Below are 22901 nucleotides of genomic sequence, written 5' to 3'. Positions count from 1 at the left end.
CGGCGTCAGAGCGCTATCGCGAGTGCGTCGAGGACGGCCGCGGCGCCCTCGGGCTGGGCGCTCTCCGGGGCGAAGCGGATGGCGACGTACGAGAGCGCCAGCAGCACCGAGTTGTAGAGTCCGTGGACGAGCGCGTTCACGACGATGTTCTTGCCGTACTCGTAGAGCGCGCCGAAGACGAGCGACGGGAAGAACAGGATGCCGATGGTCGTCGCGATCGCGGAGAGGTCGCCGACGAGCGCGATGAAGTGGATGCTCGCGAACAGCGCGCCGCCGGCGACGATGGCGACCGGCGCGGACGCTCGTTCGCGGATGCGCCGCTGGACGACTCCGCGGAACAGGAGCTCCTCGCAGGGGCCGACGACGAGCAGCATGACGGGGATGAGGAGCAGGAGCGACGTCGGGTCGCTGGAGGCCTGCGACGTGGTCGCGTTCTGCGCCGGCTGGAGGTCGAGGAGCGTGACGGCGACGCTCGCCGTGATGGACAGGGCGAGCGTGCCGATGAGGCCGGCGGCAACGAGTGCGAGGCCTCTGAGGTCGGGGATGGCGACGCCGAGGTTCGACGCGGGTTCGTTCCGCCATCGCAGGTACGCGTAGACGGCGACGGCGAACCCCGTCTGGGTGCCGGTGAGCGAGACGATGAGCGTCGGCGTGGACGTGACCTCGAAGCCGGCGAGGAGCATCGCGAACCCGGTGCCGAGCGCGAGCGCGAACGCGACGACGAGCGCGAAGACGATGACGCCGACCGCCTCGCCGAACGCCCGACCGAACCCGCCCTTGCCGACGCCGGTCTCCCACGGCGCGAGCGAGCTGTCGGCGCCGGCTTCGACGCGCCCGCCGGTGGCGTCGTCGCGGCCGGAGTCGTCCGCGTGGAGGCTCGCGGGGTCGTTCCACTCGTCGGCGTCGTCGCCCCAGCCGGCGTCATCAGCGGACTCGCGGTCGGTGCGGTCGTCGCTCACGCCGGGTCACCGCCTTGCGCCGGGGGTCGCTCGCTGTCGGCTGTCGGACTGTGGTCGTCGCCGAGCGCGCGTTCGAGCGCGTACCGCGTGACGGCGACGTGCGTCCGGCCGTCGCGGATCGAGCCGTCGCGGACGGCGGCGAGGAGGTCGTCGAACGTCGTGGTGTCGACGCGGATGCTCTCGTTGAAGTCCAGTTCCTGGTCGCCCGCGTGCTCGCAGTCGGTGGCGACGTAGACGTGATGGACGGAGTCGAGGAGGCCGTTCGCGGGTTCGACCGTGCAGAGGTGCGTCATCTCGCCGGCGACGTACCCGGTCTCCTCGCGGAGTTCCCGTCGGGCGGCGACCGCGAGGTCGTCGTCGTCGGGTTCCGTGGAGCCGGCGGGGAGGCCGCGGTTCACGCGCCCGACGGCCTGGCGCCACTCCTCGATGACGACGACCTCGTCGGAGGCGCCGTCGTCGGCGTCGTCGTCGACCCCGGTGTCGGTCGCGAGGAAGGGGAGGACGACGACCGCCTCGGGTTCGGTCAGGTAGTCGAAGTCCGTGTCGGTGCCGTCGGGGAGGCGGACGTCCTCGTGGCGGACGTCGAACCCGGGACACGTGTACGCGACGTCGCTGGCGTGGGTCTCCCACGCGAGCGGGTCGGCGTCGTCTGTCATGCCCGGGGGTTCGACCCGGTGGCCCTTACGAGTTGAGGTCTCACAACCTTTTTTCTGCGGAGGGTGCGCCGGGGCGCACTCCCGCTTGAAAAAACGTTGATGAAAAAGACCGGTCGCGCTCTGCGAGCGCTCGCGGTGAGTGCGCTGGAACCGACCGCCCCGCAACCGCACAGCGAACGCACCGCGACCGCTTCCGCACCGCGACCGCAGCGCGCCCTGCCCTCCCCCTGCTCGCAGCACGCGCCAGGCGCGCGCTGCTCTCGGCCCGGTTCGACTGTCGAATCTGAGCGTTCGAGGGCCAGCGGACGCACGGCCGTTCGCTCGCGCCGTCGTCGAGTGTCGGCGGCAAGGACCGCGTTCGAGGGACACCCACCACGAAGCCACACGGAGTTTGCATCTCACGTAAACCTCCGCGTGGGTGGTCTCGGCGCCGGGTCAGGCCGCGTCGAGGTGCGCGAGGAGGGCGTCGTTCACGCGGTCGGCGGCGTCGAGTTGCACCCAGTGGCCGGCGTCGGGAATCCGTTCGACGCGGAGGTCGGGGACCCACTCGTCGAGGCCGTCGGCGTTCGCGGGGACGAGCGCCTCGTCGTCGAGCCCCCAGCAGACGAGCGTCGGGGCGTCGACGCGACCGTCGGGGATCGGTGTCGACGCCGAGAGCAGTGGGAGTTCGTCCCTAGCGCCCTCGCGGATGAACGACCGGTAGTAGTTGATCGCGGCGGTCGCCGCGCCGGGTTGCAGGAACGCCTCGCGGTAGTGTCTGGTCTCCGCGGGCGGCATCGAGTCCGCGAACAGTTGCCCGATGGCGTCGGCGCCGTTGCGCCGCAGCCCCCACTCCGGCACCCGCGGGAGCTGGAACGTGAACATGTACCACGAGCGCTTGAGTTGCGCGGGCGTCCGCAGCAGCTCGCGGAACCGCTCGGGGTGGGGCGCGTTCAGGATGGCGAGCCGGTCGACGACGTCGGCGCGTCGGCTGGCGACCGACCACGCGACCGCGCCGCCCCAGTCGTGCCCGACGACGTGCGCGGTCCCCGACTCGGCGAACTCGTCGACGAGCCCGGCGACGTCTCCGACGAGCCGGTCGATGCGGTACGCGTCGCGCCCCCGGGGCTTCTCGCTCTCGTTGTACCCGCGCATGTCCGGGACGATCACTCGGAGACCGGCGTCGGCGAGCGCGGGAATCTGTTTCCGCCACGAGTACCAGAACTCCGGGAACCCGTGCAGGAGGACGACCACGTCACCGTCCGCGGGGCCGGCGGTGACGACGCTGAGTCTGACACCGTTCACCGCGACGTCCTCGCGTGCCAGGTCCGCGTCGACGTCGGCCGCGAGCGTCTCGAAGTCCGTCATACGTCGGCCTTCGAACTGGCGCGCCTTCTCTCACTCGGTGAGGCCGTACCCGCGCTTGACGAGTGCGACGTCGATCGTGAACACGATTGCGGTCGCGGCGGCGAGCACGCCGAGGGAGAGCCACGGGTCGATGACGTTCGCGTCGAGGAAGCCGTAGCGGACGGCGTCGACCGTGAACACCATCGGGTTCAGGAAGCTCAGGGTGTACGCGAGGCCGTCGAGCGACGAGAGGGGGTAGAAGACGCCGCCGAAGAAGACGAGCGGGCGGATGAGGAACTGGTTGAGGACGGTGAGGTAGTCGAAGTCGCGCGCCCAGAGGCCGCCGACGACGCCGAAGCACGCGAACAGCGCGGCGACGAGCGTGAGCGCCACCGCGAGGTACAGGGGGTGGGCGACGGAGACGAGGTCGTACGCGGGGTGCGCGACGGTGAACCCGACGCCGACGATGGCGATGATGACGCCGACGAGGACGCCCCGGAGCGTGCTCGCGGCGACGTACGCGAACGTCGTCTGGCCGTAGCTCAGCGGGCTGGTGAGGACCTCGTGGATGTACTCGTTCCAGCGGCCGTGGAAGATGCTGAAGGAGGCGTTCTCGAAGCCGTTCGAGACCGCGCCGAGGACGACGAGGCCGGGGAGGACGAACAGGATGTACGGGATGCCGTCGCCGTAGCTCCCGATGCGTTCGCCGAGGATGACGCCGAACACCGCGAAGTAGAGGACGTTGTTGATGAACGGCGGCAGGAACGTGTTCCGCGGCCGGCGGACGTACCGGAGTATCTCGCGGCGGACGAGCGTGACCGTGCCCGTGGAGACGCCAGGGACGCTGGCGAGCCACGTCACGACCCCGTCACCTCCGGAGCGTCGGCGGCGTCGTCGTCGCGAGCGGACGACCCGGCGGCGTCGTCGGCGTCCGAGCGCGTCGTGCTCGCGTCCTCGCCGGTCATCTGGACGAATATCTCCTCGAGGCTCGTCCGGGAGACGTCCAGGTCGACGACCTGGTGTCCGGCGGCCTGGAGCGCGGTGACGACGCCGGCGACCGCGCGCCCGCCGTCCTCGACGCGGACCGTGAGGCGGTCGCCCTCGACTTCCGCGTCGAGGACGCTGTCGAGGTCGAACGCGGGCACCTCGCGGGGCTGGTCGGCGAGCGTGATGGTGATGGTGTCCGTGCCGCGACTCATCAGGTCCTCGGGGGTGGCGACGTCGAGCACGGTCCCCTCGTCCATGACGGCGACGCGGTCGCAGAGACGCTCGGCCTCCTCGATGTAGTGCGTCGTCAGGAGGACCGTCGTCCCGTTCTCGTTGAGTTCGCGGACGACGTTCCAGAGGTCCCGGCGGAGCTGGACGTCCACGCCCGCGGTCGGCTCGTCGAGGATGAGGAGGTCCGGGTCGGTGACGAGCGCGCGAGCGAGCAGGAGCCGGCGCTTCATCCCGCCGGAGAGCCAGTCGAAGCGCTCGTCGCGCTTGTCGTAGATCCCGACGCGCTTCAGGGCCTCGTCCGCGCGCGCTCCGGCCTCCTCTGGCGGGATGCCGTGATAGCCGGCTTTGTGTTCGAGGACCTCGCGGATGGGGAAGAAGCGGTCGACGTTGAACTCCTGGGGCGCCAGCCCGATGGCGTCCCGCGCCGCCTGGTAGTCGTCGACGACGTCGTGCCCGAACACCTCGGCGCGCCCGCTCGTCTTCCGCGTCAACCCGACGAGTATCTCGATGAACGTCGTCTTCCCAGCGCCGTTCGGCCCGAGCAACCCGAAGAACTCGCCGTCCTCGACGCGGAGGTCGAGGCCGTCGAGCGCGCGGAGGTCGCCGTACTCCTTCACGAGGTCCGCGACCTCGATCGCGGCGGTATCGGTCATTGGCGGTTCCAGTCGCGTCGCGGCCTAAAGGCCCTCGGAACGAGTCGCGTCGACCGATCGACTGCTCCGAGACCGTCGTTCACCGAACCCATCGACTGCTCCGACCCCGTCGTTGGCGGAACCTGACGGCTGCCCGGAACGTGTCGTTCACGGAACTCGACGGGTTCATGTGTGACGTCTCCGACACACTCTCAAACGCATGCGTCTCCGCACCCCGCACGCCACCGTCCGGCGGCGTCCAGCCGTCGAGTGTCCCACCCGGTCAGGACCGTTCGACGCCGACGGTGCTCGATGACGGAATCGCTCGCGCCGGAGCGCTACGAAGCGCTCGTCGAAGCGTCCCCGGACGCCGTCCTCGTCGTCGACGCCGACGGCGTCATCACGTACGCGAACGCCCGCGTCGCGGACGTGTTCGGGTACGCGCCGGCGTCCCTCGTCGGCGAACCCATCGAGGTGCTCGTCCCCACCGAGGTGCGTCGCGAGCACGTCGCGTACCGCGACGCCTACCTCGACGACCCCGAGCGACGACCGATGGGCGCGTCGCTCGAACTCGCGGGCCGCCAGCGGGACGGGACGCGCATCCCCGTCGACGTGAGCCTCAGTCCGTTCGCCGACGCGGACGGGTCGCCGCTCGTGATGGCGTCGGTTCGCGACCGCCGCGACCGGGAGGCCCTGGAGAAGCAGTACCAGACCATCCTCGAAGCGATCCCCGACGCGGTCGTGGTCGCCGACGCGGCCACCGGCGAGCTCGTCGAGGCGAACGAGCAGGTCCGGTCGCTGTTCGGGTACGCACCGGCGGCCGTCCTCGGCGAGGACCAGACCGTCCTCCACCCCAGCGATGAGGCCGCGCGGTACCGCGCGCTCTTCGAGCGAAGCGTCGCGGCGTCCCCCGTTCGCGAGCGCACGTTCCCGGACGGCGACGACCTCGTCGTGGAGACGGCGTCCGGCGAGCGCGTCCCCGTCGAGATCCGAGCGCGAACGTTCGACCTCGCGGACCGGACGCTCGTCGCCGCCGTGTTCCGCGACGTCAGCGACCGCGAGGAGCGCGACCGCCAGCTCCGCGAGCTCAACGCGGCGACCCGAGAGCTGTTGCGGGCGGACACCCGCGAAGGTATCGCGCACCAGGTCGCGGACGCGGCGAGTTCGATACTCGGGTACGCGAGCACGGTCGTCCGGCTCGTCGCGGACGGCCGCGGGCTCGTCCCGGTCGCGGTCACCGAACAGGCGCGCCTCGACATGGGCGAGCGCCCGACGTACCCCGTGACGGGCGCCGCGCCGGCGAGTCGCGCGTACGCGACCGGTGACGTGCTGTCGTTCGCGGACGTCTCCGAGCGCGGCGACGCGTACGACCGTGGCCGGGCGTGCGCGTCGATGTACATCCCGATGGGCGACCACGGCGTGCTCAGTATCGTCGACACCGAACCCGGCGCGTTCGACGACGCCGACACCGAGCTCGCCGGCATCCTCGCGGCGAACGCGGAGGCGGCGCTCGACCGGCTCGCGGACGAACGCGAACTGGAGCGACAGAACGAGCGCCTCGACGAGTTCGTCGGGGTCGTCTCCCACGACCTCCGCAATCCCCTCGGCGTCGCGAAGGGCTACCTGGAGACCGCACGCGCGGAGTGCGACGCCGAGACACTCGACGACGTCGCGACCGCGCTCGACCGGATGGACGCGATCATCACCGACACGCTCACGCTCGCTCGCGAGGGGCAGTGCGTCGCGGACCTGGACGACCTCGACCTGGAACGACTCGCCCGCGGCTGCTGGGGGATGGTCGCGACCGACGGCGCCACCATCGACGTCGTCGACGACGTCCACATCAAGGGGGACCGCGACCGCGTGAAGCACGTCCTCGAGAACCTGTTCCGGAACTCGGTCGAACACGGTTCTCCCTGCTCCCAGGCAGAGCCTGGGAACTCGGTCGAGCACGGGTCCGCGAGCGACCGGGCGGCGTCGGGGGACGCGACCGGAGCGGGTGGCGTGACGGTGACCGTCGGCGCGCTCGACGACGAGGACGGGTTCTTCGTCGCGGACGACGGCCCCGGCATCCCGGAGAGCGAGCGCGAGACGGTGTTCCAGTCGGGGTACACGACGAACCCCGAAGGAACTGGGTTCGGGCTCCCGATCGTGAAGCAGCTCGCCGAAGCGCACGGCTGGCGCGTGCGGTTGACCGAGAGCGAGAGCGGCGGCGCGCGCTTCGAGTTCACGGGCGTCGAACGCAGCTGACGAGCGCTCGCGCGCGGGCGTCGAGCAGCGCTGGCGGGTCAGACGAGGTCGTCGCCGAGTGCGACGACCGCGCCGAGCGCGAGCATGGTGCCGCCGGACGCCCGGCGGAGCCACGTGCGGACGCCGGGGCGGTCGACGAGCGCGCGAGCGGTCCCGGAGGCGACCGCGAGCGCGCCGAGGTACGCGGCGGTGATGACCGCGTAGAGCGCGCCGAGCGGGAGCAGTTCGACGCCGGTCCCGAACTGCGGGAGGAACGCGAGGAAGAACAGCGCGACCTTCGGGTTCAGGACGTTCGTCACGAGCCCCTGCCGGAAGCTCTCGGTGGCGGTCGAGTCGTCGACCGACAGCCCGCCGTCGTGGTCTCGGAGGGTCGCCACGCCGAGGTAGACGAGGTACGCGGCGCCCGCGAGCCGGACGACGTCGTACGCGACCGCTGACACGCGGAAGAGCACGGAGAGCCCGGCGACCGCGGCGACGGTGTGCACGAGCACGCCAGCGGCGACCCCGAGCGCAGCACGGGCGCCCGCCCCTCGCCCGCCGCCGACGGATTGCGCGAGCACGAACGCCGTGTCCGGTCCCGGCGCGAGCACGAGGCCGACCGCCGCGACCGTGTACGCCGCGAGCGTCGAGACGTCCGGAACGAGCATCATCGAGGTCGACGGCGCCGACCCACTAAGACCTTCGCCGCGCGGCAACGCTTCGGCGGTCGCCGAGACCGGCCGGCGACGTCTCGTTGCCGGGGGCGACAGCCGGTGACGCCCGTCGTGCTCGCGGACCGAAACGGCTTTTCCGCCGTCGCCGCAGGTGTGTCATCCATGCCAGCCGACGACGACCCCATCGCGAGGGACGCGTACGACGAGCTCGCGGACTCGTACGCCGTGGACGTCCGGGAGAACGCGTACAACGCGCACATAGAGTTCCCCGCGACGTCGGCGATGATTCCGGACGTCGCCGGGAAGCGCGTGCTCGACGCGGGCTGTGGCACCGGCGCGTACTCGGCGTGGCTCGTCGACCAGGATGCGGCGGTCGTCGGCGTGGACGTCAGCGAGGCGATGCTCGCGCACGCTCGCGACGCCGTCCCCGCGGACGCGCCCGCCGAGTTCGTGCAGGCCGACCTCGGCGACCCGCTCTCGTTCCCCGCCGACGCGTTCGACGGGGTCGTGAGTGCGCTCGCACTCGGCTACGTGCGCGACTGGGACCACGTCTTCGCGGAGTTCCGGCGCGTCCTCCGCGACGGCGGGTTCCTCGTGTTCTCGACGGCGCACCCGCTCGACCAGTTCGGGGCCGACGCGCCCGACGCCGAGGACTACTTCGCGGTCGAACGGCTCTCGAAGGACTGGGCCGTCGAGGTCCCCTACTACCGCCGGCCGTTCGGCGAGCTGGTCCGTCCGCTGCTCGCGAACGGGTTCCGGCTCGACGACGTCGTCGAACCACAGCCGACCGAGGCGTTCCGCGAACAGCGACCCGAGCGCTACGAGAAGGAGTCCACGCACCCGGTCTTCCTCTGCGTTCGGGCGACCGCCGAGTGACCGGGCGCGGCGACGCCAGCCCGGACGACCGCGTCGTCGGCCGTCGCGACGACCGGCGCCGCGGCCGGGAGCTTCTTTACCATCACGGAGCGTCCACGAGGTATGTCGACGCTGAACGGAATCGTCTACGCGGTCTCGACGGTCGTCTTCCTCGGCCTCGTCGGTCGTGCCGTCGTCCGCCTCCTCGACGAGCCGGATGCGGCCGCCGCCGACCGGGTGCCGGCGTGGGAGCGACACGGCACGACCGCCCTCGGCGTCCCCGTCGCGCTGCTCGCGCTCTCCACGGCCGCCGAGGGCTGGCCGGACTTCGGGTTCGTCTCGGCGCCGTTCGTCCTCGCCGGCGCGTCGCTGCTCCTCTACCCCGACTTCGCACCGCGGCACGCGGGCGGCTGACCGGCCTCCCTACTCGAAGACGCGGCTCTCCTCGCGGAGTTCGTTCGCGTCCGCGAGCACGTCCGCGAACTGGTCGGCGAGCATCGCTATCTGGACCTCGTTGCCCGAGTCGTCGGTCGCGACGACCTTCACCTGGCTGTCGCCGAACTCGCGGACCTCGACGTCGTCGGGGTCGAACAGCTTCGCTTCCGCGGACTTCGTCGGTGCGCCGACGTTCTTGATGGAGCCGTCCTTCAGTTCGACCATGAAGTCGGAGACGTTGATGTTGAGCACGCGCCGAGGTACGGGCGGCGACACGTAAGCACGTGGGGTCCGCCGACGCGTGAGAGCGTGCGAGTGTGGACGCGAGCGCGAGTGTGGGTCCGAGTGCGAGTGTGGGTGGGGACGTGACGTGGAGGGGCCGGTCGTCGGGAGCTGCGGGTGCGTGGCGAGGACTCCCGGCAGCACCGTCCGTGTGCACCGTCATTATACCACACGGGCGGGTAGGCGGGGGCATGACAGCTCCGGACCTGGATTCGTTCTCGTCGCGGCGGTCGACGGTGTACGGGCAGTCGGGCGTGGTCGCGACCAGCCAGCCGCTCGCGGCGCAGGCGGGCGTGCAGACGCTCCGAGAGGGTGGGAACGCGTTCGACGCGGCGGTCGCGACAGCCGCGGCGCTGAACGTCGTCGAGCCGACGTCGACCGGCCTCGGCGGTGACGTGTTCGCGCTCTACCGGACCGCCGACGGCGACGTCGGCGCGATGCGAGCCTGTGGCGGCGCGCCACAGGGTGCGACGCGCGAACGCGTCCGGGAGGCGCTCGCGGCCGACGCCGACGACGACGTCGACCCGAGCGACGTGGAGATGCCGATGCACGGGCCCCACGCCGTGACGGTGCCCGGGACCGCACGCGGCTGGGAGACGACCACCGAGGCGCTCGGGCGGCGCTCCCTCGGCGCGAACCTCCAGCCCGCCATCCGGTACGCGACCGAGGGCTATCCCGTCACGGAGGTCGTCAGCGCGCAGTGGGCTCACGCCGAGCGACTGTTCACGGACGACCACGCTCGCGACGCGTACCTCCTGAACGGGCACGCGCCGGACGTCGGCGAGCAGGTCGCGTTGCCGAAGCTCGGGCGGTCGTTGGAGCGGATCGCCGAGGCGGGCGCGGACGTCGTCTACGAGGGCGCAATCGCGGAGGCTATCGCGAGCGAAGTCCAGTCCAAGGGCGGGTTCATGACGGTCGACGACCTCGCGGCGTTCGAACCCGAGTTCGTCGACCCCGTCAGTACGACGTACGACGGCGTCGAGGTGTACGAGCTCCCGCCGAACAACCAGGGCCTGATCGCGCTCGAAGCGCTCAACATCGCCGAGGAGATCGGCGCCGGCGAGCACCCGCGGGGCTCCGAGGAGCGCGTGCACGCGTTCGCGGAGGCGACCAAGCGCGCGTTCCACGACGGCCACCGGTACATCACCGACCCCGAGTACGAGGAGGTACCCGACCTCGCCTCGAAGGCGTGGGCCAGAGAGCGCGCCGCCGGCATCGACGACGAGCCGAGCGACGTCTCCTTCGGCGTCCCGGACTCGCACGCGGAGGACGCCGACACCGTCCTCCTCTGCGTCGCGGACGACGAGGGGAACGTCGTCTCGTACATCAACTCGCGGTTCGCCGGGTTCGGCTCCGGACTGGTCGCCGGCGACACCGGCATCGCGCTCCAGAACCGCGGCGCCTCGTTCTCCCTTTCCCCCGACCACCCGAACGCGCTCGAACCCGGGAAGCGCCCGTTCCACACGCTCGTCCCCGCCGTCGCGCGCCTCGACGAGGACGACTGGGCGGCGTTCGGCGTCATGGGCGGCTACATGCAACCACAGGGGCACGTCCAGCTCGTCTCCAACATCGTCGACGACGACATGCCCGTCCAGGCGGCGCTCGACGCGCCGCGCTGGCGGTACCGCGAGGACGGGTCGCTCGCGCTCGAACCACGGCTCGCCGCGTCGGTCGGCGCGGGACTGAACCGCCGCGGGCACGACACCGGCGTCCTCCACACCGGCATGTTCGGCGGCGCGCAACTCGTCCGCAACCAGGAAGGGACGCTCTCCGGCGCCACCGAACCGCGGAAGGACGGCGCCGTCGGCACGTACTGACCCCGGCGTCGGGACTTGGCGGACGAGCCCGTCAGAACGTGGAATCGACCGGCGCGAGCCCGTCAAAAGGCTGAATCGGCCGACGAAGCCCGTCAGAACGCGGACTCGCCGACCGTCTCCAGGTAGACGACCGTCCCGGTGGCCGCGTCCTCGTCGAACGCGGTGACGCGACAACGCACGCGCTTGTCGACGAGGCCCGGATCACCGTCCTCGAGATGGAGGACGGTGTCACCGACGCGGACGACGGGGGTGCCGTCGTCGTCGACGCCCGTGACGAACGCGGAGAGCTCCTCGTCGACGACGAACGACGGCGTCCTGGAACGGAAGCCCCAGCCATTCGTGTACTTCTCGAGGAGGCTCATACGCGCGCCACCTCCTCGGACTCGCGGTCGGTCGTGTACTCAAGCCCGAACCCGGTGAGCGCGGAGAGCAGGAACACGCCGACGAGCAGCCAGCCGTGGAAGACGTACGGGAACACGTCGGCCGGGTTGACGACCATCGCCTGCGTGAACCAGTCGTACTGGGTGGGGAGTTCAGTGAGCGTCGTGTATCCGACGAGTAGTCCGCCCGACCACGGGAAGATGTACCCGAGCGCGGACGTGTTCGCGTCGAGGATGTTCGCGCGCCGATAGCCGTTCACGTTGAAGCGCTCGCCGAGCCGCGCGATGTACGGCGCGATCGCGATCTCCGCCGCGGTGTTGATCGTGATCATCGCGTTCACTATCGCGGTCCCGAGCACCATCGTCGTCTCCGCGCGCCGCACCGAGGTCGCGACGGAGTCGAGGAGCCAGTCCTGGATCGCCTGGAACCCGCCGCCGCGGATCATGATCTGCGCGCCGGCGACGATCAGGAGGACGAGGACGATGAGCGGGAAGAACCCGGCAGCGCCCGAGTAGAGGCTGCCGGCGACGCTCGCGCTCACTCCCTGCTGGGAGGCGTCCACGAGCTCGACGAACGGGAGGAACTCGAGGGACTGCGCGGCCGCGAGGTCCTCCGAGGCGCGGAAGACGAGCATCTCGGAGACCGGTGCGAGCCCGAGTGCGACGTTGAACGTGGCCGCGACGGCGAGCCCCCACGAGATCGCTTCGACGATGTGCCGGCCGCTCACCGCGGTCCCGATGACCGCGAACATCGAGACGAGGTGGACGAGGCCGAGCGGGTCGCTGTTCTCGACGAACACCGACTGCGCCTGCCCGGACACCGCGATGCCCGTCATGACCTGGCCGGCGACGAGGTACGCGGCGAACGCGAACACGGCCGCGACGCCCGCGTACTTGAACCGGGAGGCGACGACGCCGCCGATGTCGGCGTCCTGCGTGACCGCGCTCACGATCGTCGTGTCGGACACGGGCGCGAGGTTGTCCCCGAAGACCGCGCCGGAGAGGATCGAGCCGAACAGGAGGACGGGGTTCGCGCCGAGGAGGACGCCCGCGGGGAAGAACAGCGCGCTGAACGCGACCGTGGCGCCGTACCCGGTCCCGATGCCGGTGGTGAGGAGCGCACAGAGGACGAACGTCGCCGCGGGGAACAGGCCGGCGGTGAGGCCGGCGGCGTCCGCGGCCCACACGAGCCCGCTGACGAACCCGCCGGTCTGGATGGTCGTGGCGAACATGCCCGCCCAGAGCCACGCGACGACCGCGGTCGCGGCGACGCGTCGCGTCATCCCCTGGAAGATCGTGTTCGCGTACGTCGTCCACGACCCCTTCACGAGGAACAGGCCGCCGATTAGGCCGAGGAGCATCCCCGCGACGAGCCCCGTCGTGTCTCCGATGCGGAGCACGCCGCTCTGGACGATCGCCCAGAGGACGAAGAACGCGAGTGGGAACGCGCTCAGCCACTTGCCCCCCCGGAACGCGATGTCCGGGTCGGTGGCGTCGTCGACGCTTCCGAGGTCCGCCCCGACGTCGTCGAGGGCGTCCGTCGCTTCGTCCGGTCGGTCGCGGTCGTCAGGCATCTGTATCCGGGAGCAACACCCCCCCGGGACTAATGCTTGCCCTTGCAGGGCCGTCACGCGTGAAGGAATTGGTCGGGTGCGGACGCCACGGCCCCTGAGACCGTGTATCTCTATGTTGCTGGCGGTCGTCCGTTCGACCGATGCTCCCGGACGCGACCGGTATCCACCACGTCACGGCGATGGTCGGGGACCCGCAGGTGAACGTCGACTTCTACGCGGACGTCCTCGGGCTCCGGCTCGTCAAGCGGACGGTGAACCACGAGGACGTCCTCCGCCACCACCTCTACTACGGGAACGGCACCGGCGACCTCGGGACGCTGTACACGTGCTTCCCGTACCCCGAGGAGCCACCGGGGCGGCGTGGACCGCCCCAGCTCACGGCGACCGCGTTCGCGATTCCGCCCGATGGCCTCGGGTACTGGCGCGACCGCCTCGTCGACCGCGGCGTCGACGTGGAGCGACGCGACCGGTTCGACGACGCCGTCCTCCGGTTCTCGGACCCCGCGGGGACGCGCCTCGAGCTCGTCGCCGCGGACTCGCCCGTCGCGCCGTACGGCGACGGGACGGTCCCCGAAGACGTCGCCGTCCGCGGGGTCCACGGCGTCACCGCCCTCCCCGTCGACCCGTTCCAGACCGCGAGCGTCCTCGAGACGCTCGGGTTCGAGAACCGCGGGCAGGACGGCCACCGCGTCAGGTACGCCGTCGACGGCTCGCACGCGACCGTCGTCGACGTCCTCGACCGCGGCCACGAGGGCGCCGAGGGCGAACGACCCGACGACGTCGGTGATGCGACCTCGACCGCCGACGAGGCGCCCGAGTTCGGCGGGTTCGGTCGGGAGGGCGTCGGCACCGTCCACCACGTCGCGGTGCGCGTCCCCGACGAGGACGCGCTGTTCGCGTACCACGACCTGTTCCGCGAACGCGACGTCTCGGTGTCCCGGGTCCGCGACCGACACTACTACCGGTCGCTGTACGTCCGCGAACCCGGCGGTATCCTGTTCGAGCTCGCGACGGAAGCGCCCGGTGTCACCGTCGACGAGCCCGCGAGCGCGCTCGGCCGCCAGCTCGTCCTACCGCCGTGGGCCGAGGAGGACCGCGAGATGATAGAATCCCAGCTCCCGCCGGTCTCGATACCGGACCAGCCGCTGCTGGGGGGCGAGTGAGCGCGGATGCCCGAATCACCGTCGCCGACCGCGAGCGCACCGCCACCGCACGGCGGCCGGCCGGTCGTCACCGCCGGCGCGCCGCGCGGCGCGACCGACGTCCTCGTGCTCGCGCTCCACGGCCGCGGCGCGACCGCCCAGGGCGTCGTGAACCTCCTGGACCCCGCGTACCGCCACGGCGTCACGTTCCTCGCTCCGGACGCCCACCGCAGTCGCTGGTATCCCTACGCCGCCACCGCCGGCCGCGACCGCAACGAACCGGACGTCTCCTCGGCAATCGCCGTCGTCGACGCGCTCGTCGCGCACGCCACGAGCACGCTCAGCGTCGACCGCGACCGGGTCGTCCTCACCGGGTTCTCGCAGGGCGCGACCGTCGCCGCCGAGTACGCGCTCGCGAACCCCACGCGGTACGGCGCCGTCGCGCTCCTCAGCGGCACCGCCATCGACCCCGGCGAGCGTCACGCCACCGCACCCGTCGACGAGACCGAGGACGCCGCCTCGCCCGGCGATGACTTCGCTGGCACGCCCGTGCTCCTCGCCGCCGGCGGCGACGACCCCCACGTCACCGCGGAGCGGGTCGACGCGACCGCGGGCGCGTTCCGAGACCGCGGCGCAGAGGTCGACGTCCGCGTCGCGGACGGCGTCGGACACGAGGTCACCGACGACGCGCTCGCCTGCGTCGGCGCGCTCGTCGACGCTGCCGGCGACCGCGCCTAGCGCTTCGTCGCCCCCGTTCAGTCGAATGCGGTCCCGGCTGCGGTCGTTGCCGGGAACCCGTGGAGTCGAGGGCGTCGACGGCGCGGAACGGCCACGTTTTTTCCGCCCCCACCAGTCCACTCCGGTATGCGCGCCCTCCCCGACGACGCAGACGTCCTCGCCCGCAGCTACGCCGCCTACGCGGGCAACCCCGGCGAACTCGTCGTCACCCCCGACCGGATCGTGTTCGAATACGACGACGCGAACGGGTTCGTCCACGTCGACGCCGACGCCGTCACCGCCGTCTCGCACGCCAGCGACCCGGCAAACCGCGTCGACGACTACGTCGGCTTCGGCGCGCTCGCCGCGACCGCCGCTCTCGCCGCGTTCACCTTCGCCAACCCCATCGCGATCGTCCCCGCCGCCATCGCCGGACTCGCCGCCCTCTACGTCGCCGGCAAGGCCTTCCTCTCCGACCCACAGGCCCTCCGAATCGACGCCGACGGCACCACGTACCCGTTCAACTACGTCAGCGTCGACGCCGCCCACGACGTCCGCACCGCCATCCACCACCAGCACGAAGCGACCGACTCGGGCCCAGCACAGTAGCTCCTCGAACACGCGCGACCCACCAGCGAGCGCGACGGCGCCGTGGCTCGTCCGTCGTGGAATGCGGGAGAGGTGGGCCGGCGCGGATTCGAAGACAGGCGAGACGTTCCGGGTCGCTCCCCTCGGTCGCTACCCGGGCGTGCGACTCGCCGTTTCCCGCTCGCTCCGCTCGCGGGAACGCGGTTACGGCCACCCGAGAACCGTCGCTAAGAGGTGTGAAATGCGGGAGAAGTGGGCCGGCGCGAATTCGAATCGCGGTTACGGCCACCCGAAGGCCGAAGGATACCAAGCTACCCCACCGGCCCGCACGTACAGATAGACGCCGGGGCGTCTTTAAGACTTCCGAAAGTTCGAGCGGCGGTGCGGGTGGGGCCGGTCGATTCAGTCGCCGTCGAGTCGGGTGACGACGCCGACGTACTCCTTCTCGTTGCCGGCGGTGAGGCGCGTGGCGCGGACCTGGCCGGTGGTGTAGGACTCGGCGAGCCGGTAGCGTTCGTCGTCGTCGGCGTCGACGAGCGCCTGGCTGGCGCCGAGCGCGTCGGTGGTTGCGCGGTCGACGACGCCGCCGAACTCGTAGCGTTCCCCGGCGCGCGGGCCCTCGTCGCCGAACTCGGTGCGGAACTGGACGGGTTGGTCGTCGGCGAGCGCGCCGAGGGCGTCCCTGACTGACTGCGGTGTGTCTGGCGTGGCGCCGTCGGCCTCGCCGGACGGGAGGTCTGACATGGTCGTGGGTTCGTCGACCCCGGACTTAATCTCTCGGCCTCGCGTCGCGAACGCTCATGACGCGTGACGCGGGTCGCGGTGCGCGTGACCTGTCGTGGTCGTCGTCTCGGTCTCGTGGTCGTCTCGGCGCGTTCAGAAGGACTGGTAGCCGTCGGTGTCGCAGTAGTGGTGCGCGACGGTGATCGAGTGGTCGGCGTGGAGGACCGTGGGGCCGAGGCGGAGGCGGACGTCGGCCGCGTCCTCGAGTACCGCGGCTTCCTCGTCGGTGAAATCGCGGTGGTCCGAGAGCACGAACACGGGACTGGCGGGCGGTTCGCGCTCGTTCGCGCGCTCGCCGTCCTCGTGGAGCGCGACGACGGTGCCGTCGCGCGCGAGGCGGTCGAGGGTCTCTTCGAGCCCCATCCGGTACACCTCGATGCCCGGGCTGGGTTCGGCCGGCTGATGGCCGATGGCGTCCTCGCGCGATTCGAGCGCCGACCGGACGAGCGCGGCGATGGAGCGCTCGTCCGGGTGGAGGTTCCGCACCGTCGCCCCGTCGACGCTCACGGTGTACGCGTCCCCGAGGACGAGGTGTACCGTCGCTTCCTCGCGGATGCCGTGACTCGCGAGGAGGCCGGCGTTCAGGCAGCGCGCGAGCAGGTCCATGCGGCCCGCGTCGCTCCCGAGCGCGGACAGCGAGAAGTCGGGCGTGGTCGGGGCTTCGTGCGCGACGACGACGAACTGGCGCATACCAGAGGTCGATTCGAGCGGGGCATAGGTGCGTCGGATGCGCGTCGCCGCGCGGTCGGGCGAGGTCGACGCGCTCGAACCGCCAGCGGCCGACGGCCGCGTCGAGACGGTCCGCACGGAGGCGACCACCGACGCCGACGCACGGCAGAGCTCCGGGTGCGGCCAGTACTGCGGTGACCAGCCCTGCTCCCTCGCCGGGAACCGTCGGCGAGAGATACCCCGCTGTGAAGTGCACTGTAACGTGGTCGGCGGCAGGGCGTCCTATCACGACGACTGCCAGTGCGGTCGTTACAGGTCGGTGCTGGCGAACGACCGGTACGCCACGAGGACGGGAACGAGCGTCCAGCACAGCAGGACGACGACCATGGTTGACGTCGACAGGAGCGGGTGGGTGACGGCGACGGCGTAGATGGCGCGCTCGGTCGTCGCCGCCTGACTGAACGCACCGAACGGACTGAGCGTACCGACGACGGAGGTCAGGGTCTCGGCCGCGGTCGGTTCGGCCGGCCCGAAGTCGCTCGTCGGGCCGAACGTCCGCACGAGGTGCGGCCAGAGAGCCGACGCGACGAAGAACCCGATCGCGGCGCCGATCGCTCGGACTCGCGTCGTCGCGAGAGCCGATATCGCGACGCCGACCGCGGTGTACGTGACGCTCGCGAGGAACAGGAACGCCACGGCTCGAACGACGTTGCCGAACGACGCGATGGGGAGCGCGACGACCGCGACGGCACCGATGGCCACGCCGACGGCGACGGCGACGAGCGTCGCGACCGTCCGCGAGAGGAGCGTTCCGGCGAAGACGTCGAGTCGAGTGATCGGCGTCCCGAAGAGGAGGCGGAGTCGCCCCGAGTCCCGCGCACTCGAGATGGAGACGGCTGCCGTGAGCGTCGCCACGAACGGGACGGCGATGCCCGGGACGAGCCAGATGGTGAACATGAGGAACTCGTCGGTCAACGGTCCGTTCGACATCGCGAGACCTGCACCGACGGCACCGAGGACGGACGCGACGGCGAGGCCGACCAGAAGCCGGCCGGTTCCACTCCGAGCGAGGACGGCGAGGTCGTGGCGTGCGAACTTGCGTATCGACATCCGTTCAGGCCTCCTCGAGACGGACGTGCCGGTTCCCGTCGGCCGCCGCGTCCTCGCCGAGGACGTCGTCGAACACGTGCTGGAGGGTCCGCTCGTCGACGCCGAAGTCCCGGACGCCACACGTTCGGTTGAGGCGTTCGACGACGTCCGCCTTCGCCGTCGACTCCCGGCAGTCGACCGAGACCGTCCGGTCGTCGACCTCGACGGCCGCCACGCCGGCGGTGTCGCGGAGTCGTTCGAGGACCGCGGGGTCGGGTGGTCGTTCCGTCGAGACGTGCAGTCGTTCCGGGGAATCGAGCCGTCCGAGGAGCGCGTCGACGTCGCCGACGGCCTCGAACCGGCCGTCGTGGAGGACGCCGACGCGGTCACAGACCGCTTGCACCTGCGTCAGTCGGTGGCTGGAGAAGAACACCGTCGTGCCTGCCGCCGTCCGGTCCGCGATGAGGTCCCGGACGAGCGAGATACCGGACGGGTCGAGCCCGGAGGTCGGCTCGTCGAGTATCAGGAGGTCCGGGTCGCCGGCGAGCGCCGTCGCCAGGCCGAGTCGTTGCCGCATCCCCTTCGAGTACGTCGCGACGGTGCGGTCGAACGCGTCGGGGTCCAGTTCGACCTGGGAGAGCAGGGCCGCTGGGTCCTCGGTGGCATCCTCGAGTCGGAGGAACGCCGCGAGGTTCTCGCGGCCGGTGAGTCCGTCGTAGAAGTCGAAGCGCTCCGGGAGCACGCCGAGATGCTCGCGGACGGAACGTGGTGCCGCGCGAACGTCGGTTCCGAAGACGCGGACGGTGCCGGTCGTGGGCGTGGCGAGCCCGAGCACGAGGTCGATGATGGTCGACTTCCCGGCACCGTTCGGGCCGAGGAGGCCGAACGCGTCGCCGGCGTCGACGGTGAAGTCGACGCCCTCGACCACGACGGTGTCACCGTACCGTTTCCGGAGTGAATCGACCGAGAGGGCGGCGGACATGTCCAGGAGTTCCCGACGAGTTTGTATATAATCTTGGACACGAGGCGAGCGGGTCGCGTGGCCCATCGTCGACGTGGACCGAGATGGCAAGGAACTAACGCCGTGAACACCTCGACGTTCCCAATGGACGTACTCGCTACCGCCCGCGACCTGCTCGCGACCGGGCCGCTGTGCGACGCCTGTCTCGGCCGGCCGTTCGCGGACCGGAGCTTCGGGTTGACGAACGACGAACGCGGGAAGAGCCTGCGCGTCGCCGCCGCGCTCGCCGACGACGACCCCCACGAGCCGCCCGAGCGCGACGCCTGCTGGGTGTGCGAAGGGCTCACCGGCCAGTACGGCGAGTACGCGGAACTCGCCGCGGAGTCCGTCGAGGGCGTCGAGTTCGCGACGTACCAGGTCGGGACGCGCGCACCGCCGCTCGTCGAGGAGAACGACCGCCTGCTCCGCGAGGACGCCGGCATGGAACCCGACGCGGGCGAGCTGTTCAAGTCCGAGTTCAACCGCGAGGTCGGGAAGCGCTTCGGGCGGCTCACCGACACCGAGGTGGACTTCGACCGGCCGGACGTGCTCGCCATCGTCGACCTGGACGCGGCCGACGTCGACCCGTCGACGCACGCCGTCGACGTCCAGGTCAACCCCGCGTTCGTCTACGGGCGCTACAAGAAACTGGAGCGCGACATCCCGCAGACGGAGTGGCCGTGCCGCGAGTGCGGTGCGAGCGGGAAGCAACTCGGCGACGACGGCGAGGAGCCCTGCGAGCACTGCGGCGGCAGCGGCTACCTCTACGACGACAGCGTCGAGGGGTACGTCGCACCGCACGTCCGGGAGACGATGGACGGCTCGGAGGCCGTGTTCCACGGGGCCGGCCGCGAGGACGTCGACGCGCTGATGCTCGGCGACGGCCGGCCGTTCGTCGTCGAGGTGAAACACCCCGGGGAGCGCGACGTCGACGTGGACGCCCTCCAGGAAGCGATCAACGACGACGCGGACGGCGCGGTCGCCGTCCAGGACCTCGCGCTCGCCGAGCACGACATGGTCGAGCGCGTCAAGGAACTCGACGCGTCGAAGACGTACCGCGCCGAGGTCGAGTTCGCCGAACCCGTCACTGACGACGCTCTCCAGACCGCACTCGACGATCTCGAGGGCGCGACCATCACGCAGCACACGCCTCAGCGCGTCGACCATCGCCGCGCGAGCATCGACCGGACGCGCCAGGTGTACGCCGCGAGCGGTGAGCTCGAGGACGAGACGCACGCGACCGTCGACGTCCACGGCGAGGGCGGCCTCTACATCAAGGAGCTCGTGAGCAGCGACGACGGCCGGACCGAACCGAGCCTCGCCGGCCTCCTCGGCGTGGACGCGGTCGTCACCGCGCTCGACGTCCTCAGCGTCGAGGGCGAGGACGAGGCGTTCGCGACCGACGACCACCTCAAGTAGCGCGTCGAGTTCTCCCTCGGATTGCAGCGCATCGACCCCGCTGTCGGCGTGCGATTCCGAACGTACGTGACCGCGGCCGTCGAACCGTCGTGCGTGACCTCGAACGACGGCGACCGCTCGAACGGTGACGACGACGGCCGACCGCACGGCGACCGGGCGGTGCTGGCGCTCGCCCGCGAGGACTGGCGGACGGCCGCGGACGCCTACGTGCAGGCGGCGTTCGCGACGTTCGCCGGCTACGAGGGGTTCGGGTACGGGGCGTTCGGCGACCGCACCGAGGTGGGCGTCGCGGTCGCACACCTCTGTCGCGCGAGCGTCTGTCATCGGCTCGCGGACGCGACCGGGCGAGCGCAGAACCGGGCCGCGCAGGGCGCGCTCGTCGCCGCGGACGCCCGCGAGCACGTCGCGACCGAGCGCGTCGACGAGGGCGCGTGCGAGGAACTCGTCGGCGTCTGTCGCGTCCTCGCCGACGACCCCGACGCCGCGACCGCCGCGTTCGACCGCGCCCGCGACGCCTACGCGGACGCCGACGTCGCCGACCCCGCGGGCGCGACGACGCGCCCCGTCCACCAGGCCGGCACCGACCTCCTCACGCACCTGTCGCGACCGGACGACGTCGCCTGGGACGACGTCCACGGCACCGGCGGCGACGCGCTCGCCCGTCGCGTGCGATTCCTGCGCTCGAAGCTCCCCGAGTTCGTCGACGCGCGCGTCCGCGACGGGAAACTTCACGCGGCACGCGCCTCCACCGAGTACAACACGGGCTACCGGTGTCCGGCCTGCGACGCGACCGACGTCAACTACCACTCCCCCGCGGTGCTCTGCCTGCGCTGTAGCGCCGTCGTCGAAGCGCGCTGACCGAGAGCTCGCTCAGTGCCGAGCGGTCGTCAGTGCCGGGCGGCCGGTTCCGGCTCGCCGAGCGGCGTCGCGGCCCGCCAGTACGCCTCGAACACGCGCTCGGCCCACTCGCGCGCGCGGTCCGTGTCCGCGAGGAGCATCGCCTCGAGGTCGTGCGTCCCGTCCTCTCGCGGGAGCGCGAGCAGCACCGACTCGTCAGTGACGAGCACGGTCACGCCGGGGTCTGCGACGCGCACATCGGGGTCGACCGCTCCCCAGTCCGCGTCCGCACGCTCCTCGACCTCGTCGAGGACCGACTGCGCGAGCACCAGCCGGACCTCGGCGTTCGACGCCGCGCGTTCGAGCGCCGCCGCGTACCGGTCGTGATAGACGGGGGTGGCGAGCGCCGCGCGGTCCGCGCGCTCGACGACGTCCACCACCCGACCGACGACGCGGAACGGTTCCGCGTCCGGCGAGTCGAGGCGTTCGGCGCCCGCGAGCGCACCCAGTGACGCGCGGAACGGCTCCGGGAGCGCCGTCCCGTCGTGCGTCGCCCAGAAGTCAGCGTGCGTCGACAGCACCTCGCCGGTGCGTTCGCGCGCCGCGACGTAGTCCGCGACGAGGTCGCCCAGCCCCGTCGTCTCCCAGCGCCGCGACCGACCCTCGCGGAGGAGGTCGCGGTCCCGGAGTTCGTTCAGCGCGTCGTACACCGCGGACTTGCTCGCGTCCACGTCGTCCAGGAGGTCGCGACGCTGCCGCGGGCGCTCGCCGAGTTCCGCGAGCACCGTCCGCCTGACCGACGACGTGAACACCGCATCGAAGACGCCCATGTATGTACGCCCATGAACGGCCGCGAAAGTAAGTTTATTCCATCAACTTATTTAGAGAATACTGAACGGGGAACGGTCAAGTGGGTCCCCCACCGAACCCGTTGTATGCGATTCGGCGCCGACGAAGCCGGCAAAGGACCCGTCCTCGGGTCGATGTTCGCGGCCGCGGTCGCCGTCGACGACCCGAGCGTCCTCCCCGACGACGTCGACGACTCGAAGCGACTCGACGTCGACACGCGCGACCGCATCGACGCCGCGCTCCGCGAAGACGACCGCGTTCGCGTCGCCGTCGCCGAGATACCACCCGCGCGCATCGACGACCCGAGCACCGACATGAACACGCTCACCGTCGACGCGCACGCCGACGCCGTCTCCGAGGTCGCCCGGGACGGCGACGCCGGAGTCGTCGACGCCGGCGACACCAGCGAAGCGCGGTTCGCGCGACGCGTCCGCGACCACGCGACCGTCGACGTCGACGTCACCGCCGAACACGGCGCAGATTCGACTCACAAGGTCGTATCGGCCGCCAGCGTCGTCGCAAAGATCGCCCGCGACGCCCACGTCGCCGCCCTCGCCGACGCGCACGGCCTCGGCGACGTCGACGTCGGCTCCGGCTACCCGAGCGACCCGACCACGCGCGAGTTCCTCGCCGACCACGTCGACGCCCACGGCGACCTCCCCGCGTTCGCCCGCCGCTCATGGAGCACCTGCGAGGACCTCCTCGCCGCCGCCGAACAGTCCGGACTCGACGACTTCTAGCCGACCGACCACCGAGAAACGAGACCCGACC

General features: G+C 71.3%; 24 protein-coding genes and 1 tRNA gene. 10 read left to right on the top strand and 15 right to left on the bottom strand.

Translation table 11 applies throughout. From position 1 onward, the window contains the following. Positions 1-5: 5 nt before the first annotated feature. From SM754_RS06265 to SM754_RS06245, 5 genes are all read right to left on the bottom strand, one after another. The gene (locus tag SM754_RS06265) at positions 6-959 is read right to left on the bottom strand and encodes a CPBP family glutamic-type intramembrane protease (protein ID WP_323675370.1); all 954 of its coding nucleotides are present in this window, start codon (positions 957-959) and stop codon (positions 6-8) included. Further along, on the bottom strand, positions 956-1615 hold the full coding sequence (locus tag SM754_RS06260; RefSeq protein WP_323675369.1) for an NUDIX hydrolase: 660 nt from the start codon (positions 1613-1615) through the stop codon (positions 956-958). Before SM754_RS06260 ends, SM754_RS06265 begins: the two co-directional genes overlap by 4 nt. A gap of 435 nt (positions 1616-2050) precedes the next feature. Beyond that, entirely contained in the window at positions 2051-2962 is a 912-nt protein-coding gene (locus SM754_RS06255) for an alpha/beta fold hydrolase (RefSeq protein WP_323675368.1), read from the bottom strand. Between the two features lie 30 nt (positions 2963-2992). Further along, the gene (locus SM754_RS06250; protein WP_323675367.1) at positions 2993-3802 is read right to left on the bottom strand and encodes an ABC transporter permease; all 810 of its coding nucleotides are present in this window, start codon (positions 3800-3802) and stop codon (positions 2993-2995) included. Continuing rightward, positions 3799-4812, bottom strand: coding sequence for an ABC transporter ATP-binding protein (locus SM754_RS06245; RefSeq protein ID WP_323675366.1), 1014 nt, complete (start codon positions 4810-4812; stop codon positions 3799-3801). Before SM754_RS06245 ends, SM754_RS06250 begins: the two co-directional genes overlap by 4 nt. Before the next feature lie 291 nt (positions 4813-5103). On the opposite strand from SM754_RS06245, the gene SM754_RS06240 reads away from it, so the two are divergent. Beyond that, positions 5104-7041 carry a PAS domain-containing sensor histidine kinase gene (locus SM754_RS06240; RefSeq protein WP_323675365.1) on the top strand — a complete coding sequence of 646 codons (1938 nt, stop codon included), beginning with the start codon at positions 5104-5106 and terminating at the stop codon, positions 7039-7041. Positions 7042-7079: 38 nt separating this feature from the next. Here the strand turns inward: SM754_RS06240 and SM754_RS06235 are convergent, their stop codons facing one another. Further along, positions 7080-7688: a LysE family translocator gene (locus SM754_RS06235; RefSeq protein ID WP_323675364.1), complete on the bottom strand. Its 609-nt coding sequence runs from the start codon at positions 7686-7688 to the stop codon at positions 7080-7082. A gap of 168 nt (positions 7689-7856) precedes the next feature. On the opposite strand from SM754_RS06235, the gene SM754_RS06230 reads away from it, so the two are divergent. Next, complete coding sequence (locus tag SM754_RS06230; protein ID WP_323675363.1) at positions 7857-8570, top strand: class I SAM-dependent methyltransferase; 714 nt, start codon at positions 7857-7859, stop codon at positions 8568-8570. 102 nt (positions 8571-8672) lie between these two features. Further along, complete coding sequence (locus SM754_RS06225) at positions 8673-8963, top strand: hypothetical protein (protein WP_323675362.1); 291 nt, start codon at positions 8673-8675, stop codon at positions 8961-8963. 9 nt (positions 8964-8972) lie between these two features. Here the strand turns inward: SM754_RS06225 and SM754_RS06220 are convergent, their stop codons facing one another. Continuing rightward, positions 8973-9236, bottom strand: coding sequence for a hypothetical protein (locus SM754_RS06220; protein WP_323675361.1), 264 nt, complete (start codon positions 9234-9236; stop codon positions 8973-8975). 221 nt (positions 9237-9457) lie between these two features. Between SM754_RS06220 and SM754_RS06215 the strand changes: the two genes are divergently transcribed. Beyond that, positions 9458-11083: a gamma-glutamyltransferase family protein gene (locus tag SM754_RS06215; protein ID WP_323675360.1), complete on the top strand. Its 1626-nt coding sequence runs from the start codon at positions 9458-9460 to the stop codon at positions 11081-11083. A gap of 92 nt (positions 11084-11175) precedes the next feature. Here the strand turns inward: SM754_RS06215 and SM754_RS06210 are convergent, their stop codons facing one another. Together SM754_RS06210 and SM754_RS06205 are read right to left on the bottom strand one after the other, a co-directional pair. After that, a complete protein-coding gene (locus SM754_RS06210; protein WP_323675359.1) occupies positions 11176-11445 on the bottom strand; it encodes a DUF7513 family protein in 270 nt (89 codons plus the stop codon). After that, the gene (locus SM754_RS06205; RefSeq protein WP_323675358.1) at positions 11442-13037 is read right to left on the bottom strand and encodes a Na+/H+ antiporter NhaC family protein; all 1596 of its coding nucleotides are present in this window, start codon (positions 13035-13037) and stop codon (positions 11442-11444) included. Before SM754_RS06205 ends, SM754_RS06210 begins: the two co-directional genes overlap by 4 nt. 140 nt (positions 13038-13177) lie before the next feature. Here SM754_RS06205 and SM754_RS06200 point away from each other — a divergent pair, with 140 nt between their 5' ends. From SM754_RS06200 to SM754_RS06190, 3 genes are all read left to right on the top strand, one after another. After that, entirely contained in the window at positions 13178-14200 is a 1023-nt protein-coding gene (locus tag SM754_RS06200) for a VOC family protein (RefSeq protein WP_323675357.1), read from the top strand. A gap of 6 nt (positions 14201-14206) precedes the next feature. Continuing rightward, a complete protein-coding gene (locus SM754_RS06195) occupies positions 14207-14917 on the top strand; it encodes an alpha/beta hydrolase (RefSeq protein WP_323675356.1) in 711 nt (236 codons plus the stop codon). A gap of 126 nt (positions 14918-15043) precedes the next feature. Next, the gene (locus SM754_RS06190) at positions 15044-15505 is read left to right on the top strand and encodes a hypothetical protein (RefSeq protein WP_323675355.1); all 462 of its coding nucleotides are present in this window, start codon (positions 15044-15046) and stop codon (positions 15503-15505) included. 232 nt (positions 15506-15737) lie between these two features. On the opposite strand, the gene SM754_RS06185 is transcribed toward SM754_RS06190, so the two are convergent. The 5 genes from SM754_RS06185 to SM754_RS06165 form a co-directional block, all read right to left on the bottom strand. Beyond that, positions 15738-15810, bottom strand: a tRNA-Pro gene (locus SM754_RS06185). Between the two features lie 76 nt (positions 15811-15886). Further along, entirely contained in the window at positions 15887-16228 is a 342-nt protein-coding gene (locus SM754_RS06180; protein WP_323675354.1) for a hypothetical protein, read from the bottom strand. Between the two features lie 132 nt (positions 16229-16360). Next, positions 16361-16957 (bottom strand): tRNA (pseudouridine(54)-N(1))-methyltransferase TrmY, encoded by a 597-nt coding sequence (gene trmY / locus SM754_RS06175; RefSeq protein ID WP_323675353.1) that lies wholly within the window; start codon positions 16955-16957, stop codon positions 16361-16363. Positions 16958-17245: 288 nt separating this feature from the next. After that, positions 17246-18046: an ABC transporter permease subunit gene (locus SM754_RS06170; RefSeq protein WP_323675352.1), complete on the bottom strand. Its 801-nt coding sequence runs from the start codon at positions 18044-18046 to the stop codon at positions 17246-17248. A 4-nt stretch (positions 18047-18050) separates the two neighbouring features. Then, a complete protein-coding gene (locus tag SM754_RS06165) occupies positions 18051-19007 on the bottom strand; it encodes an ABC transporter ATP-binding protein (RefSeq protein WP_323675351.1) in 957 nt (318 codons plus the stop codon). A gap of 123 nt (positions 19008-19130) precedes the next feature. Here SM754_RS06165 and SM754_RS06160 point away from each other — a divergent pair, with 123 nt between their 5' ends. Then, entirely contained in the window at positions 19131-20444 is a 1314-nt protein-coding gene (locus tag SM754_RS06160) for a tRNA pseudouridine(54/55) synthase Pus10 (RefSeq protein WP_323675350.1), read from the top strand. 93 nt (positions 20445-20537) lie between these two features. After that, entirely contained in the window at positions 20538-21302 is a 765-nt protein-coding gene (locus SM754_RS06155) for a hypothetical protein (RefSeq protein ID WP_323675349.1), read from the top strand. Between the two features lie 29 nt (positions 21303-21331). On the opposite strand, the gene SM754_RS06150 is transcribed toward SM754_RS06155, so the two are convergent. Then, on the bottom strand, positions 21332-22111 hold the full coding sequence (locus tag SM754_RS06150) for a helix-turn-helix transcriptional regulator (RefSeq protein ID WP_323675348.1): 780 nt from the start codon (positions 22109-22111) through the stop codon (positions 21332-21334). 105 nt (positions 22112-22216) lie between these two features. On the opposite strand from SM754_RS06150, the gene rnhB reads away from it, so the two are divergent. Further along, positions 22217-22870 carry a ribonuclease HII gene (rnhB, locus tag SM754_RS06145; protein ID WP_323675347.1) on the top strand — a complete coding sequence of 218 codons (654 nt, stop codon included), beginning with the start codon at positions 22217-22219 and terminating at the stop codon, positions 22868-22870. Positions 22871-22901 lie beyond the last annotated feature (31 nt).

This window comes from Halorubellus amylolyticus (genome assembly GCF_034808145.1).
GTDB lineage: Archaea > Halobacteriota > Halobacteria > Halobacteriales > Natrialbaceae > Halorubellus.
The sequence above is the reverse complement of the archived record's forward strand: the minus strand, read 5'-3'. Positions and strand labels throughout refer to the sequence as shown.

Bases quoted from the DNA above. Each gene is read 5' to 3' on its own strand.
- SM754_RS06260 (WP_323675369.1), bottom strand. From the start codon at position 1,615: ATGACAGACGACGCCGACCCGCTCGCGTGGGAGACCCACGCCAGCGAC.
- SM754_RS06255 (WP_323675368.1), bottom strand. From the start codon at position 2,962: ATGACGGACTTCGAGACGCTCGCGGCCGACGTCGACGCGGACCTGGCA.
- SM754_RS06245 (WP_323675366.1), bottom strand. From the start codon at position 4,812: ATGACCGATACCGCCGCGATCGAGGTCGCGGACCTCGTGAAGGAGTAC.
- SM754_RS06240 (WP_323675365.1), top strand. From the start codon at position 5,104: ATGACGGAATCGCTCGCGCCGGAGCGCTACGAAGCGCTCGTCGAAGCG.
- SM754_RS06235 (WP_323675364.1), bottom strand. From the start codon at position 7,688: ATGCTCGTTCCGGACGTCTCGACGCTCGCGGCGTACACGGTCGCGGCG.
- SM754_RS06230 (WP_323675363.1), top strand. From the start codon at position 7,857: ATGCCAGCCGACGACGACCCCATCGCGAGGGACGCGTACGACGAGCTC.
- SM754_RS06225 (WP_323675362.1), top strand. From the start codon at position 8,673: ATGTCGACGCTGAACGGAATCGTCTACGCGGTCTCGACGGTCGTCTTC.
- SM754_RS06215 (WP_323675360.1), top strand. From the start codon at position 9,458: ATGACAGCTCCGGACCTGGATTCGTTCTCGTCGCGGCGGTCGACGGTG.
- SM754_RS06210 (WP_323675359.1), bottom strand. From the start codon at position 11,445: ATGAGCCTCCTCGAGAAGTACACGAATGGCTGGGGCTTCCGTTCCAGG.
- SM754_RS06205 (WP_323675358.1), bottom strand. From the start codon at position 13,037: ATGCCTGACGACCGCGACCGACCGGACGAAGCGACGGACGCCCTCGAC.
- SM754_RS06200 (WP_323675357.1), top strand. From the start codon at position 13,178: ATGCTCCCGGACGCGACCGGTATCCACCACGTCACGGCGATGGTCGGG.
- SM754_RS06195 (WP_323675356.1), top strand. From the start codon at position 14,207: ATGCCCGAATCACCGTCGCCGACCGCGAGCGCACCGCCACCGCACGGC.
- SM754_RS06190 (WP_323675355.1), top strand. From the start codon at position 15,044: ATGCGCGCCCTCCCCGACGACGCAGACGTCCTCGCCCGCAGCTACGCC.
- SM754_RS06180 (WP_323675354.1), bottom strand. From the start codon at position 16,228: ATGTCAGACCTCCCGTCCGGCGAGGCCGACGGCGCCACGCCAGACACA.
- trmY (WP_323675353.1), bottom strand. From the start codon at position 16,957: ATGCGCCAGTTCGTCGTCGTCGCGCACGAAGCCCCGACCACGCCCGAC.
- SM754_RS06170 (WP_323675352.1), bottom strand. From the start codon at position 18,046: ATGTCGATACGCAAGTTCGCACGCCACGACCTCGCCGTCCTCGCTCGG.
- SM754_RS06165 (WP_323675351.1), bottom strand. From the start codon at position 19,007: ATGTCCGCCGCCCTCTCGGTCGATTCACTCCGGAAACGGTACGGTGAC.
- SM754_RS06160 (WP_323675350.1), top strand. From the start codon at position 19,131: ATGGACGTACTCGCTACCGCCCGCGACCTGCTCGCGACCGGGCCGCTG.
- SM754_RS06150 (WP_323675348.1), bottom strand. From the start codon at position 22,111: ATGGGCGTCTTCGATGCGGTGTTCACGTCGTCGGTCAGGCGGACGGTG.
- rnhB (WP_323675347.1), top strand. From the start codon at position 22,217: ATGCGATTCGGCGCCGACGAAGCCGGCAAAGGACCCGTCCTCGGGTCG.